Source organism: Nostoc sp. TCL240-02, from assembly GCF_013343235.1.
Taxonomy (GTDB): Bacteria; Cyanobacteriota; Cyanobacteriia; order Cyanobacteriales; family Nostocaceae; genus Nostoc.
In genome coordinates this window covers 3,451,609-3,464,427 of record NZ_CP040094.1, presented here as the reverse complement: position 1 = coordinate 3,464,427, position 12,819 = coordinate 3,451,609, and the positions used below count along the sequence as shown (strand labels likewise).

Genomic DNA, 12,819 nt, shown 5'->3' with positions numbered 1-12,819 from the left:
AGCAGGTAGAAGGGAACCTAAGTGTTTATTGAATCACAGTTGTAATTGAGCGATCGCACATCGATTGCTAAATTCTCTAAAGGATTCATCGAGATTCAAGCGTTGAATTTTATATACATCTAGCATCCGCTTTATTAATGCAGGTAGTTCGGCAAAAGTCACATATTGATATATTTGCCGTCCAAATTTATGCGTGCTGTCACCAACATAAACGTGATAGCCTTCTACAGTTCCATTGCCATCCTCAATGCTGACACCGAGCAAAGTAATATCACTCTTGCTATGCTGGGCGCAGGATTTTTCACAGCCAGTGAAGTGGATATTAACAGGGCAATCCAGAGTAACGCGAGTTTCAAGATACTCTGCTAATGCCAACGCATGACTTTTAGTGTCCGTGGCAGAAGAGGCACAACCTTTGTTTCCAGAACAGGCAATTAACGCACTCTTGATGTTAGTTGCTGAGGCATCTAATCCTAAGAAAGCAATTTCACTTTGAACATCAGCAACCCATTGCTGAGGAATATCTGTTAGCAGCAAATTTTGCCAGGGGGTTAACCGAAGAGTGCCTCTACCATATTTTGCTGCTAAATCTGCTAAACCCCTCATCTGCTTACTCTCCAACCGTCCAAGAGGTAATACCGCACCAATGTAAAATAAGCCTTGCTGACGTTGGGGATGGATGCCAATATGCTGATATTTAGCATCTGACCTCTCCCCCAGCCCCTCTCCTTGCAGGAGAGGGGAGAATTCCTCCCCCTTCCCTCGTAGGGGAGGGAGTTGGGGGGTTAGGTCACTGCACAAAAGAGGGAAAGGTAAGCGCTGTTGAACTTCTTGGAGATAATTTTCACAACCTAAAGTATTTAATAACTCTAAGAGACGTAGCCGACGATTATTTGTAGTATTACTATGAGCTAGATAGACCTCTGTTAAAGCCACTAAAACGGGTAAACATTGATCTGGTGTTAACAAAATCCCCGTATCGCTAGGCGGTTGACCCTTTGCGCCGACACTGAGATAGAGGCGGAAGTAAACATCAGCATCGACTAAGACAGCAGCAAATAGGATATCATTTAGGCGATCGCACACCCGAATAATTCCACCACCATCAAAGCAAACGCTAAATTTTGCCGAGAGTCCCGAAAGCGCCGGATGTGCAGCAATATAATTATCCCAATCTTGCACAAACGGGCGAGTGTCGATTAATTCTTGCGGGTCAATACCAGCAGTTGGGCTGGTCATAATATTACGGATATGATCTACAACAGAATTGCGAGAACCCAATCCCATATCCTGTAAATGCTGCAAAACCTCACTATTTATCCCCGTGCGAATTTCGCGGACTTGTAGGTTAGCTCGATTAGTGACATCAACATAGCCACCACCATGCTGGTCTGCTATATCTGCGATCGCACGGCACTGCTGACTACTAATAATTCCACCTGGTATTCTAATGCGAGATAGTATACCATCGGCGGCGGGTGTAGCATAAAACAAGCCAGGACAAGTGGCAAATCCAGAAAGCAAACTTGGAACTCCTTCCCCGTGCAACGCAGGGAGTAGATGGTGAGTGTGACATCTTGAGAGTTGGCATTCTGACTTGGGTGATCCCATCACAGCTGCGGCACAGTCCCGGAATTTCACCGGAGTTTCCCAACATCAAGCTTTAATAAGCTAGCACGAGAAGGTAGTCAGAAAATTTAATAGTTGGAGTAGCGATCGCAAAATCTTGGTCTGTTGTTAGAATAAGCGATCGCTAATTTAGCTATTCAAAAACATAATTTTGAGCCACTTTCCAATAGCGCGAGAACCGTTTCAGGTCAATATATCCATCATAGTCAAAAAATGGTTCGACCTCTAACGTTTCCACTGCTATAGAACCCTCTATTTGATTGCAGATATCATCAAACCGGGGACTGGGACTGTTGGCTGTGACAACTAAATTCGCATCATGTTCTCTCGCAAAAGCTAAAATTTCTTGTCCCACATCGCCACGACGAATAACAACGGGTAACTCTAGCAAGCATTCGTAAATAAACGTGAGGCGTTTAAGACTCAGTTGCCACTCATCTATCAAAGCCTCGTCCCAAACCCATATAGCTGGGGCATCGGGGTATTTTTGTAGTACAGGGTTGTATGGACTGAGGCAGTCTCCATGCACCCAAACAATTGGTTTTGTCATTTGTTATTTGTCAAGAGTTATTATTATCTTTCTCGTCCCCCTTGTCCCCCTCGTCCCCCTCATCCTCCCCCACTCCCCCTACTCCCCTTCCCTTTTTTATCACGTTGCCAACTTTGGCTATTGGCTTGTTTGCTAAATTCTCCTTTGGGAAAAAGTCGCTGTTCTAATTCTTCATAACTGCCTTCAAAATCACAATGACCGTAAAGGGGACATTTTTGACAATAAATGCCTTTAGTGTAGCGTTCTAAGTTCTCACGGTTGAAAAAATATGGTTTCTGACTAAACGTACTGGCAACCCACTGCCAGGACATATTATTACTAGCAGGATCTCCATCTAAAAGGTGTTCGAGAAACCACTCGGCTCCTGCTTGCCAACGACTACGCCGCCAATGGACAATGTAAGCAGCTAGCCACATTCTTGCGTGGTTATGTAAATAGCCAGTTTCTTTTAAGTCACGGCTAAAGCTGTCAATGCAAACCCTGCCTGTGGTTCCTTCTTTGATATCTTGCGGCAATTCAAGTGCATATTCAACCATAGTGTAACCAGTTTTATACTCTTCCTGGTCTTTCCAAATTTTATCCCCTAACTTTACATACAACCGTTGCCAGTAGTCGCGCCAGCCTAACTCGTTAATTAGTTTCGTCGCATCATTTTGGTGCTGTACCCGTTCAAGGATGTAATCTCGAATTTCTCGCAAACTCAAAACGCCATAACGAATGTAAGGCGAAAGTCGCGTGACTGCACCTGTGAAAAAATTACGTGTTTGCGCGTACCGTACTGGGTCGATTTTTTGCAGCGCTTCTTGTGCTGCAATGTGTCCTCCCAGAGTTTCGCTGATGTGGCGATCGCGTTCTGCTACACTTGGGAATTGTTCGCGGAGGTAGGCTACCAACTGATCGCGGTTGGTAAATTCGCGTTGCATATCTTTAGACATTGTAACCAAATTATGAATGGGTTCGGAGGCGTAGCCCGCACTTCGACAAAGCTCAGTGACCACCACAGGCATCGCTCAATAGCTTAACGTTATGTACAATTCTAAAACGATTGCAATCTCTCACACCCATCATGAGCAACATTCCCCAAGTCGGACAACCAGCGCCAGATTTCTCCACTCCTGACCAAAATGGCAATTCAGTCACTCTTGACGACCTCAGCAGTCAGTGGGTTATCCTCTACTTCTATCCCAAAGATGACACACCGGGTTGTACTACCGAAGCGAAAGATTTCACCGAGTTGTATCAAGACTTCAGCGAACTGGGAGCGAAAATCTTAGGTGTGAGTCCAGATTTGGGTAAATCCCATTGTAAATTTATCAGCAAACATAACTTGTCAATCACCCTCTTGAGTGACCCAGAACATATTTTGACAGAAGCTTACGGTGCTTGGCGCTTAAAAAAATTTATGGGAAAAGAATATATGGGTGTTGCTCGTTCAACTTTTCTCATTTCACCTGATAAAATTATTGCCTATGCTTGGCCGAATGTAAAAGCTAAAGGTCATGCTCAGGCAGTTTTAACTAAATTACAGGAATTAACAGCCACGTAAAATTCTCAGTGAGTCTTAAATCAATGTCAGCAAAACTTCAATAAGTGAGGAACTATGGCTATTTGCGTGTAAGTTTGCCAAAAAATGGTCTTGTGTTGTCTATGATTCAAGTCAAAGAGTCTACTCAGAACAAGAATTGTTAACGTTATGCCCAACAGGACTAGGTTTTGTTTAGTTAGATAGTATATAGAGTTGCATAAATTATGGTTCAATTTATCCAAGCACAAAATGTCGGGCTTGCCTATTTGGAGGAAAAATTTAGTTTACAGCTAGCCGAAGATGAGGTATTCTTCACGGAATGGTTTGAAAATTTACCGGAAATTACAGATTTAGAAAAGCAAGATTTAGACAGAATAAAACTTCATTTTCTCCGCTTAGTCAAGCGTCCTCCTTTGTCAGAAGAAACGGTGAAATTAGTAGTTTTATCTCCTTTACTCAATTTAGCCGGATTTTATGATGAGCCTTTTTATATGAGAGGCGAGGAATCAATAGGAATTTCTGCGGAAGATGAAGGAGAAATCATTAGAGGTAGAATTGATGTTTTAGTTATTCAAGAACAATTCTGGTTGTTAGTAATTGAATCTAAAAGGTCTAGCTTTTCTCTTTTAGAAGGCGTACCTCAAGCACTTGTTTATATGTTGGCTAATCCTAATCAAGACAAACCTACTTTTGGATTAGTAACAAATGGTAGTCATTTCATTTTTATAAAACTGACTAAACAAAATATACCAAAGTATGCGTTGTCTGATGAATTTACACTTTTGAAACGGAAAAGTGAACTGTATCAGGTTCTAAGCGTATTAAAAAATTTGAGTCAAAGTTTGAGTTAATAATTATGTCTATTCGCCCTATATATCTTGATTGCCACGCTACTACACCCGTAGATGAACGGGTATTAGCGGCAATGATCCCTTACTTCACAGAAAAGTTTGGCAACGCATCTAGTATTGGTCATGTTTATGGTTGGGAATCAGAAGCTGCTGTCAAACAAACACGAGAGATTTTAGCAGCAGCAATTAATGCCACTCCCGAAGAAATTGTTTTTACAAGTGGTGCCACAGAAGCTAATAATTTAGCTATTAAAGGTGTTGCCGAGGCTTATTTTAAAAAAGGTCAGCATATTATTACTGTTGCCACTGAACATAATGCAGTTCTTGACCCTTGTAATTATTTAAAAACTCTCGGTTTTGAAATTACTATTCTCCCAGTTAAAAAAGATGGACTGATTGATTTAACTGAGTTAAACAAAGCTTTCCGTCCTGAGACAATTTTGGTGTCGGTGATGGCTGCAAATAACGAAATTGGCGTTTTACAGCCAATAGCTGAAATTGGGGAACTATGCCATGCTTACAACATCATTTTTCACACCGATGCAGCTCAAGCTATTGGTAAAACTCCCCTCAATGTGCAAAAGATGAAAATTGATTTGATGGCGCTAACAGCACACAAAGTATTTGGGCCAAAGGGAATTGGGGCGCTGTACGTCCGCAGGCGCGATCCCAGAGTACAACTAGCTCCCCAGCAGCACGGCGGCGGACATGAACGGGGAATGCGTTCTGGGACATTGTATACACCGCAAATTGTCGGCTTTGGGAAAGCTGTAGAAATCGCTTTGGCAGAACAAGCGACAGAAAACCAACGCCTAACCCAGTTAAGACAAAGCTTGTGGTCACAGCTTTCCCAACTTGAAGGAATTCATCTCAACGGCCACCCTCAACAGCGATTGGCGGGAAACTTGAATATCAGTGTTGAGGGGGTGGATGGAGCCGCACTTTTGCTAGGATTGCAGCCAGTAATGGCGGTTTCTTCGGGATCTGCTTGCTCCTCGGCAAATACTGCCCCCTCCAGCGTTCTGACAGCACTGGGAAACCCCCAACAGCTGGCTTATGCTTCAGTGCGGTTTGGCATTGGACGGTTTAATACCCAAGAGGAAATTGATATTGTGGCGAAACATGCGATCGCTACCATTCAAAGTTTACGCCAGCCTTCTTCTATGGATTCTCGCGCAGGAAAGCAGCAATTTGATCTAGCTCCTGCTGATTAAGGCGAAATTCCCCAGCAGCGATGATTCCTTCCACCTGCTTGGGATTGCGTGCGCCAACGATCGCAGCTGTCACCGCCGGATTGTTCAAAGTCCAAGCGATCGCAACTTCACCGGCGGAGCGATCGTGTTGATCACCTATATCCTGCAACACCTCGACTAGCTTCAGGTTACGAGATAGACGTGGTTCCTGAAATTCAGTACTCTGTTTACGCCAATCATCATCTGGTAAATTAGCAACCCGCTCAGATGTCATTTTTCCTGTAAGCAAGCCAGATTGCATTGGTGAATACACAATTACACCGATGTTATTTTCCTTACAGAAAGGCAGAATCTCGTTTTCGACATCACGCTTAACCAGTGAATAAGGCGGTTGCAATGAGGTAACTGGTGCAGTCTCCTGGATACGTTTTAACTGTTCAACATTGAAGTTTGAAACGCCGATATAGCGAACCTTCCCTTCATCTTTGAGCTTGGCGAGAGTCGTCCAGCCTTCTTCAATTTCTGGCGCAGGGTTAGGCCAGTGGATTTGATAGAGATCAATGGTTTCAATGTCGAGTCGGCGCAGACTAGCTTCAACCTCCCGCCGCACAGAATCGGCCTTCAGACTGCGACCAATTTCGCCCTTTTCATCCCAGATCATCGAGCATTTAGTGAAAATATAGGGGCGACTAGTTCGACCTTTGAGCGCCTTAGCAACAACCTCCTCAGAATGTCCCAGCCCATAGATAGCTGCGGTGTCAATCCAATTAACACCGAGATCGAGAGCGCGATCGATTGCTTCAATAGATTCTTGATCTTCCTGCGCTCCCCAACCAAAAGCCCACCCACTTCCACCAATCGCCCAAGCACCAAAGCCAATTGGAGTAATGTGAAGCTCCGAATTGCCAAGTTGTTTAGTTTGCATATCTATATCTATTTAATGATTTTTGAGCCATTTGCTAGTGTAAGCCGCAAATATGTTCTCAACCGCTATCTGCGGTGTGAATCACTACTAGTGGAAAAACGACAGTCAATCACTACTTCTCTAGGATTACTAAATCCTAAATGTTGTGTTGACATACACTACACACACTACATGTACACTAAACTTGCTTAAAGATAGTAAAAATTGTCAGTGTTTATCAAAATAGAGAAACTAAGATGTCAGAAGATTTAAAAGGCAAGGTTGCGCTGATTACAGGTGCAAACAAAGGTATTGGGTATGAAATTGCACGCCAATTAGGTTCTAGAGGTGCTACTGTTCTTGTTGGTTCAAGAGATATAGAACGTGGTGAAGAAGCGGCGAATAAACTTCGTTTAAATGAGATTGATGCCCGAACAATTCAACTTGATGTCATCGATCAAAAAACAATCGATTCTACGGCTCAACAAATCGAGAGTGAATTCGGAAAACTTGACATCCTTGTGAACAATGCCGGGATAGTAAGTGATGGCGATCGCCTTCCACCCAGTCAAGTTGATATTGAAGTACTACGACACACTTATGAAATCAATGTATTTGGAGTGTTTGCAGTTACAAAAGCCCTGCTGCTACTTTTGAAGAAGTCAACAGCAGGGCGAATAGTAAATTTATCAAGTGGTTTAGGTTCTCTGACTCAGAACTCCGATCCAAATTATGAGTTTGCTAATTTTAAGCTTCTTGCCTATAACTCATCAAAGACAGCAGTGAATGCGATTACAGTTCTGTTGGCTGCTGAACTTAAAGACACTCCGATTAAAATTAATGCTGCTGACCCTGGTTTCACAGCAACTGACATTAATCAATACCAAGGATACCGCACCGTTGAGCAAGGAGCGATCGCAGCAGTGAGACTTGCCACACTACCTGATGATAGTTCTAGCGGTGGTTTTTTTGATGAAAATGGCGTAGTTCCCTGGTAAAAGTAAAGGCGCATTGGGCATTGGGCAGGAAGGAGGGCGAGTTAAAACTTAGAAGTTGAGCCTTAGAAGCTCAACTTTCAAGTTTTAACTCCCCATTCCCAATTCCCAATTTCCAAATCAATATGGATTTGAATCAATCCGTCCCCTTTTGACACTCCTGAGATAGTACCCAGAGGTTGGTCTGTTTCTTAAGTTAAAGGTGTCGCCGCTGCGAACTCTCCAAATTTTGTAATTAGAAAAGGTCAAAGGCGTTCGAGGTTCGCATACTTCCGGTATGTGATTACCAAGTACAAAGTACGCTGCCCCCCTACCCATAACTTTCACCAAACCGTTTTTATCCACAAGAACCGATGTACTTTCGCTAACCGCTATGCCTAAAACGCTGCTAGATACACCGTCCTTAATTTGACGGGCAATGAAAGCCATAATTCGACCCATTCTTTCCCGCCTATCGAAGTGCGTATCTACGATAGTTCCTTTTAAATTACTCCAATTGAAAAAGTTGTAGGTAAAGGTGATATCCCGGTAAGGATCTTCAAGTGCGTCTCTAGTCTCAATGCCTTTTTCTGAAGAAGCGCAAGCATCATACACACAATCACTTTGGATCATTGCACCCGCGCTCGTACCACCAACGCCGCCTCCCTTCAGGTAAACTGACTTAACGGCAGCTTCAAGCTTGGTATCTTTCCAATTGCGGATGTACTGACATTGGTCGCCGCCAGCAAAGAAAATCACATCAGCATTTCTGACTTTTTCATAAATATCAGCTTTGTTTGCTTCTTGTCTATTGCGAATCAGAAGAGTTTCCACAGAGTTTACGCCCTTCATGGCAGAAATTAGCCGATTGTAATCGTGATTACCATTCGTGCGGAGAACTACAACATTAACCTTGGTAGCGGTGTTAGTACCTCCCCTAACTTGGTTAATCATCCACTGAATAGCATCATCAACATCGGGACCACCCCCGCCTAAGCTGAGGACTGGGCCAGCTAAGGAAGGGCGGACATCAGAGGAAGGAGAAGGAGAGGGGCGAACATCAACAGTGTCACCCAAGAAGTAGCGTTTCCAGCTTGCAATAAAACGGGTTATTAGGAAGGTTCCCATCTTCAACAACTTGATTCCTGTACTTTTCAAGCGCCTTGCTATGCTTGGGAATGCCTTTGTCATACTAAGCTTCTGGAGCAAACTGCAATTATTGCTAGGCTGTTACGCACTTTAATTGCTTATTTATTCGTGAAATTCGTCCTTTATCATTAGTCATTTATCAGTTGTCTTTTGTCAATAACTAATGACAAATGACAGTTTTAACGAAAAAATGTGCAATTTAGATGCGTACTAGCTTAACTCTGGCACTAGAGAGGGTAGAATTTCCAGCGTACAGGGCTTGTACTGTTTTTTAACGCCATAGCCCAGAGTAATCATTAATTCTCTATCCTAAGTAAGTTATTGTGTATTAAATTTAACATTTGTGATAAAAATCAGGTGTTACTGATTAGATACATGAATCTTGGTATAGAGATGCGAAAACATTACGGTACATTAGCGTAGCCCAGTGCAATTTCGCGTCTCTACAAAAGTTTTGAAATCATTAAATACCGAAAATCGGTTTAAACTGTGACTTTTGAACCGTCAAATTTTGTGAAGGTGAAGCCATTGAATATTTCGTTGTAACCCAGTCTCTCATCCCTGAGAAGGCTAATAGCAATCTCTTCTCCCAAAGCCAAAGCAGCTGAACCATCCGAACGCCAATGAATACCACCGTGACCGCGACCAATAGCATAGTTAGTTGCTAGTTTATTCAACTCTCCACCCACAGTTAGTGGTTGCCCACTATAAGGAATTACTTTTGTGGGATCATTGGGATCGGGTACTACTGGATCGGGGATAACAAAGTTTTCATCAAAAAATGCTTTCAATAGTGTGACATTAACGCCAGCATTAGCAGCCGCACCACCCGTATAGGAGGAATGGGTTGGCGATGCTTCTGGATATGCTTGGGGCAATAGATAAGTGCCGAAGGTGCTAAAGGTCTGAGCCAAAGCTTTGGAATTAAAGACCTCAGAATTAATCGGATATTGAGTTTTATTGACAATGTTGTTGTAAACTAGCCCACCATAAGCTTCCGGGCGCAGAATGCGGTGTAAATAATACTTCTGCCAGTATGACGCTCGAATCACACGTGAACTACCCAAGTTAAGCAAGGCTTGTAAATGTCCTGCTGCAAAGGTTGCATTAGAACCAATTTGAGTATTCGATCTGACGTAGGGATTGCCCGGATTCAAAGGTGTACCGATGCTACCAAGAATCAAGGAGGCTCCAAGGTATGTAGGGCCGCCAATATGGGCATACTCACCTAAATCCCGAACTGTAGCTATATAACGGTTTTTGGGGTCGTATTTAATAGACTTTCCAGAACTACCTCCATTCTGAATAGTCAACCATTCCTGGAAATCGAGTAGAAAATCATTACCAGGAAGAGCAGTACGAATCAGCGGCGAAACAGACTGAGTTCCCCAAGGAATAGTCCGCAACAAAAATTGTGAGATGTAAGGGCCATCTAGTACCCCTGGAGGAATAACATATTTTGTAGTTATACCTGAAGTGTAAAGATTGACGTAGTTGACGCTACCACGAAATAGAGTCTGAGGGGTGACACGCCCATTTTGTTTTGGCCCTCGGAAGGCCGACAGGTTGTTGAGGTCTTCAACAGCTGCTAAGACTTTTGGGTTGTCAGTATTGTTTTGGAGCTTGGAAAGAGGTACATCTCGGAGTAAAGCTTGCCAGTAGAGTTCTACTGCTTCAGCAGCGCGTTCTGCACTAGCTAGAGCCGGTGGTGGTGGCACTGCTATCTGCGCTGCATTGATTCCTTCTAGACTAATTGCCAGGGGACCTTGAGGATTGACCAGCTTTCTGCCGCCACCCAAGATGATATTTTCATAATCATTCGGGTTTTGGGTTGCCAGTGCTTTGGTCAAAGAGTTGTAAGCTTCCAACTTAACTTCTCCAAGCCCATTGTGTGGTAGTCCCCTACTGTCAGAGCCGATTTTGTTGGCATAACGCTCCTCATCACCGTTAGTCGGATGCGGCGGAATGGGAATACTCCGTTCAACTCTGGCTGCTTCAACACGGACTCGATAGGCTTTATCAACAAATCTATTGTAGTCAAACAGTCGATTATACCGCCCATTGATATCTGTGGCTTGTACAACATCTCCTCCTTTCTTTGAGGAGAAGGGTGAACCGAAAACCCCTGCAACAACGCTAGCAGCACTAAATAAACCAGCACGACCGAGAAATGAGCGTCTGCTGGCGTGACTACCAAAAAAACGTTTGCTATTTACACGGGGTTGTTTCAGTTTCTCTATTTCGCTATTAGCCTGAGTATCTTGCTCGGAACCTTGATGAGAATTAGGATCTACTTGCATGAGATGTTCTCCACTGGCAAAAATATAGTCATAAGTGAATACATGAGATGAGCATCGAAAAGCTAGAACAACTAGCCATACATAAGACACCCAACTCCAGAGAAGCAAGGCAATTTAACCAAATTTGAGATGAAATCTGTGGTTACTCTACTGGAAGGTAACTTGCATAGAAGATGATCTCCTGAAAGCCGTATAGACATTCAGTCCTGTTATGATGCCTTGATCAGATGGCTGTTATACTTCTGTACTTGTATTCAGTCTGATAGCATCTTTTCGGGGTTAAAGCACAGCTTACTTCTAGTTGAACCAAAAATACGATAAACCTATCGACTTACAGTGGTTTTTGGATGTTAAATCAGACTTTCTCACAATCGGTAATGAAAATCAAGAGTTTTTACAAGAAATTTAGCAATAGCGTGAAAGCCTTATAGGAAGACATGCACAGTGTTGTCTTTCGCGCTTGAGGCTGAGGATGAAACGCGACACACTGGATTTTGATGAAGTATCAGAGGCGATCGCTGCTTACATATCACCGCTCTAATAATATTAGAAAAGCTTAATGTTAGTAAAACATAAGTTTTGTGTGCTTAGTATTTAAAAAAGATAGAGGCATAGTCAAAACAGTTGTATTAGAAGATACTAGTATACCTGAGGTTTGAGAGGTTTTTGTCCCCCAATTTATCAGCTACGGTGTATACACAAGTCTGAAAATAGCTGAAGAACAAAGGTTTTACCCCACCCTAAGCCTGCCTTTATAGAACCCATTTGACATCTTTTACTGTATTGAAGTAGAGTGACGGCAAAAGCCATATCCAGCAGCCATGCCGTACTCTAGCAGCCTAACAGACGAAGAATGGGAAATTCTCGAACCCCTACTGCCGACTATATTGCCTGCTAAGAAACAGACTAGACCCGCCAACTGGACAAAAAGAGAACTCTTAGATGGCATCTTCTATCAACTAAAGAATGGCTGCAATTGGGAAGACTTACCCAAGGACTTGCCCCCCTACTCGACTGTATATTGGCATTACAAGCAGTGGCGGGCCAAAGGAGTGATAGAAGAATTGATGAGAGTTTTACATGGACGAGTGCGTGAACAGGTAAAAAAAAAGCTAAGTGGACGACGCTGATAATTATCGACTCTCAAGCGGTGAAAAACACCTGTAATGCGAGTATTACATCGAAAGGGTATTGTTTCTACTTTCTCGACAAATGGCATTAAAAGACATCTAGCCGTTGATACCCTGGGGTTTCCCTTCTTTACTCATTGCACTAAAGCAAATGTATCTGATGATAGGGGTTTGATTGAGATGTTGACTAAAAACATTGATTATTTCCAGTCAAAACCCGTCAATATTCCCAAAATCACCATTCTGCTAGACCACGGTTATCACCCTGAGTATTTGAGGGAGGAGCTAGAAAAAGTTTATCCCCAAATGATGACGAAAATCAGGTTTGAACTTTCGGCAAAACCATCAAAACAACAAAACAAAGAATTAGGGAAATCTGGGTTTGTTCCGGTTGCCGCGAGGTGGGTAATTGAACGGTCAAATGCTTGGATTGAGAGATGCAAAATTCTCGTTAAGAACTTTGAGAGAACTCTAGATAATGCAACTGCCAAGGTTAATCTTTGTTTCATTCGGCTAATGCTTCAGAGGCTTGCAGCCTCTTCTTAGATGTCAAATGGGTTCTATAAAGGTGAGGGTACTGGATTTTCCGGTTTTACCCCAAATGCGTCAGGGGA

Annotated in this window: 12 protein-coding genes and 1 riboswitch; of the genes, 6 read left to right on the top strand and 6 right to left on the bottom strand. The window is 43.0% G+C overall.

Annotated elements, in window-relative coordinates:
• Positions 1-33: 33 nt before the first annotated feature.
• From cobG to FBB35_RS14805, 3 genes are all read right to left on the bottom strand, one after another.
• On the bottom strand, positions 34-1,524 hold the full coding sequence (cobG, locus tag FBB35_RS14815; protein ID WP_174710274.1) for a precorrin-3B synthase: 1,491 nt from the start codon (positions 1,522-1,524) through the stop codon (positions 34-36).
• A 40-nt stretch (positions 1,525-1,564) separates the two neighbouring features.
• A riboswitch (cobalamin riboswitch) is annotated at positions 1,565-1,691 on the bottom strand.
• Positions 1,692-1,762: 71 nt separating this feature from the next.
• Positions 1,763-2,179: a hypothetical protein gene (locus FBB35_RS14810; protein ID WP_174710272.1), complete on the bottom strand. Its 417-nt coding sequence runs from the start codon at positions 2,177-2,179 to the stop codon at positions 1,763-1,765.
• A 59-nt stretch (positions 2,180-2,238) separates the two neighbouring features.
• Positions 2,239-3,114, bottom strand: coding sequence for an FAD-binding domain-containing protein (locus FBB35_RS14805; RefSeq protein ID WP_174710271.1), 876 nt, complete (start codon positions 3,112-3,114; stop codon positions 2,239-2,241).
• 131 nt (positions 3,115-3,245) lie between these two features.
• Here FBB35_RS14805 and bcp point away from each other — a divergent pair, with 131 nt between their 5' ends.
• From bcp to FBB35_RS14790, 3 genes are all read left to right on the top strand, one after another.
• Positions 3,246-3,725 (top strand): thioredoxin-dependent thiol peroxidase, encoded by a 480-nt coding sequence (bcp, locus tag FBB35_RS14800; RefSeq protein WP_174710269.1) that lies wholly within the window; start codon positions 3,246-3,248, stop codon positions 3,723-3,725.
• A gap of 203 nt (positions 3,726-3,928) precedes the next feature.
• Positions 3,929-4,555: a restriction endonuclease subunit R gene (locus tag FBB35_RS14795; RefSeq protein WP_174710267.1), complete on the top strand. Its 627-nt coding sequence runs from the start codon at positions 3,929-3,931 to the stop codon at positions 4,553-4,555.
• A 5-nt stretch (positions 4,556-4,560) separates the two neighbouring features.
• Complete coding sequence (locus tag FBB35_RS14790; protein ID WP_174710266.1) at positions 4,561-5,769, top strand: cysteine desulfurase family protein; 1,209 nt, start codon at positions 4,561-4,563, stop codon at positions 5,767-5,769.
• Here FBB35_RS14790 and FBB35_RS14785 read toward each other — a convergent pair.
• Positions 5,717-6,673 carry an aldo/keto reductase gene (locus FBB35_RS14785; RefSeq protein ID WP_174710265.1) on the bottom strand — a complete coding sequence of 319 codons (957 nt, stop codon included), beginning with the start codon at positions 6,671-6,673 and terminating at the stop codon, positions 5,717-5,719. The genes FBB35_RS14790 and FBB35_RS14785 overlap by 53 nt on opposite strands.
• 236 nt (positions 6,674-6,909) lie before the next feature.
• On the opposite strand from FBB35_RS14785, the gene FBB35_RS14780 reads away from it, so the two are divergent.
• Positions 6,910-7,650 carry an SDR family oxidoreductase gene (locus FBB35_RS14780; RefSeq protein ID WP_174710264.1) on the top strand — a complete coding sequence of 247 codons (741 nt, stop codon included), beginning with the start codon at positions 6,910-6,912 and terminating at the stop codon, positions 7,648-7,650.
• Between the two features lie 117 nt (positions 7,651-7,767).
• Here FBB35_RS14780 and FBB35_RS14775 read toward each other — a convergent pair whose 3' ends face one another.
• Positions 7,768-8,817 carry a cyanophycinase gene (locus FBB35_RS14775; protein ID WP_174710262.1) on the bottom strand — a complete coding sequence of 350 codons (1,050 nt, stop codon included), beginning with the start codon at positions 8,815-8,817 and terminating at the stop codon, positions 7,768-7,770.
• Between the two features lie 440 nt (positions 8,818-9,257).
• Positions 9,258-11,075, bottom strand: coding sequence for a vanadium-dependent haloperoxidase (locus FBB35_RS14770; RefSeq protein ID WP_174710260.1), 1,818 nt, complete (start codon positions 11,073-11,075; stop codon positions 9,258-9,260).
• Between the two features lie 821 nt (positions 11,076-11,896).
• Here FBB35_RS14770 and FBB35_RS14765 point away from each other — a divergent pair.
• Together FBB35_RS14765 and FBB35_RS14760 are read left to right on the top strand one after the other, a co-directional pair.
• Complete coding sequence (locus tag FBB35_RS14765) at positions 11,897-12,205, top strand: transposase (protein WP_174710258.1); 309 nt, start codon at positions 11,897-11,899, stop codon at positions 12,203-12,205.
• Positions 12,206-12,241: 36 nt separating this feature from the next.
• On the top strand, positions 12,242-12,751 hold the full coding sequence (locus FBB35_RS14760) for a transposase (RefSeq protein WP_254625599.1): 510 nt from the start codon (positions 12,242-12,244) through the stop codon (positions 12,749-12,751).
• The last annotated feature ends 68 nt before the right edge of the window (positions 12,752-12,819 follow it).

Excerpts from the sequence above, each read along its gene's own strand:
- FBB35_RS14810 (WP_174710272.1), bottom strand. The coding sequence starts at position 2,179 with ATGACAAAACCAATTGTTTGGGTGCATGGAGACTGCCTCAGTCCATAC.
- FBB35_RS14805 (WP_174710271.1), bottom strand. The coding sequence starts at position 3,114 with ATGTCTAAAGATATGCAACGCGAATTTACCAACCGCGATCAGTTGGTA.
- bcp (WP_174710269.1), top strand. The coding sequence starts at position 3,246 with ATGAGCAACATTCCCCAAGTCGGACAACCAGCGCCAGATTTCTCCACT.
- FBB35_RS14795 (WP_174710267.1), top strand. The coding sequence starts at position 3,929 with ATGGTTCAATTTATCCAAGCACAAAATGTCGGGCTTGCCTATTTGGAG.
- FBB35_RS14790 (WP_174710266.1), top strand. The coding sequence starts at position 4,561 with ATGTCTATTCGCCCTATATATCTTGATTGCCACGCTACTACACCCGTA.
- FBB35_RS14785 (WP_174710265.1), bottom strand. The coding sequence starts at position 6,673 with ATGCAAACTAAACAACTTGGCAATTCGGAGCTTCACATTACTCCAATT.
- FBB35_RS14780 (WP_174710264.1), top strand. The coding sequence starts at position 6,910 with ATGTCAGAAGATTTAAAAGGCAAGGTTGCGCTGATTACAGGTGCAAAC.
- FBB35_RS14775 (WP_174710262.1), bottom strand. The coding sequence starts at position 8,817 with ATGACAAAGGCATTCCCAAGCATAGCAAGGCGCTTGAAAAGTACAGGA.
- FBB35_RS14770 (WP_174710260.1), bottom strand. The coding sequence starts at position 11,075 with ATGCAAGTAGATCCTAATTCTCATCAAGGTTCCGAGCAAGATACTCAG.
- FBB35_RS14765 (WP_174710258.1), top strand. The coding sequence starts at position 11,897 with ATGCCGTACTCTAGCAGCCTAACAGACGAAGAATGGGAAATTCTCGAA.
- FBB35_RS14760 (WP_254625599.1), top strand. The coding sequence starts at position 12,242 with ATGCGAGTATTACATCGAAAGGGTATTGTTTCTACTTTCTCGACAAAT.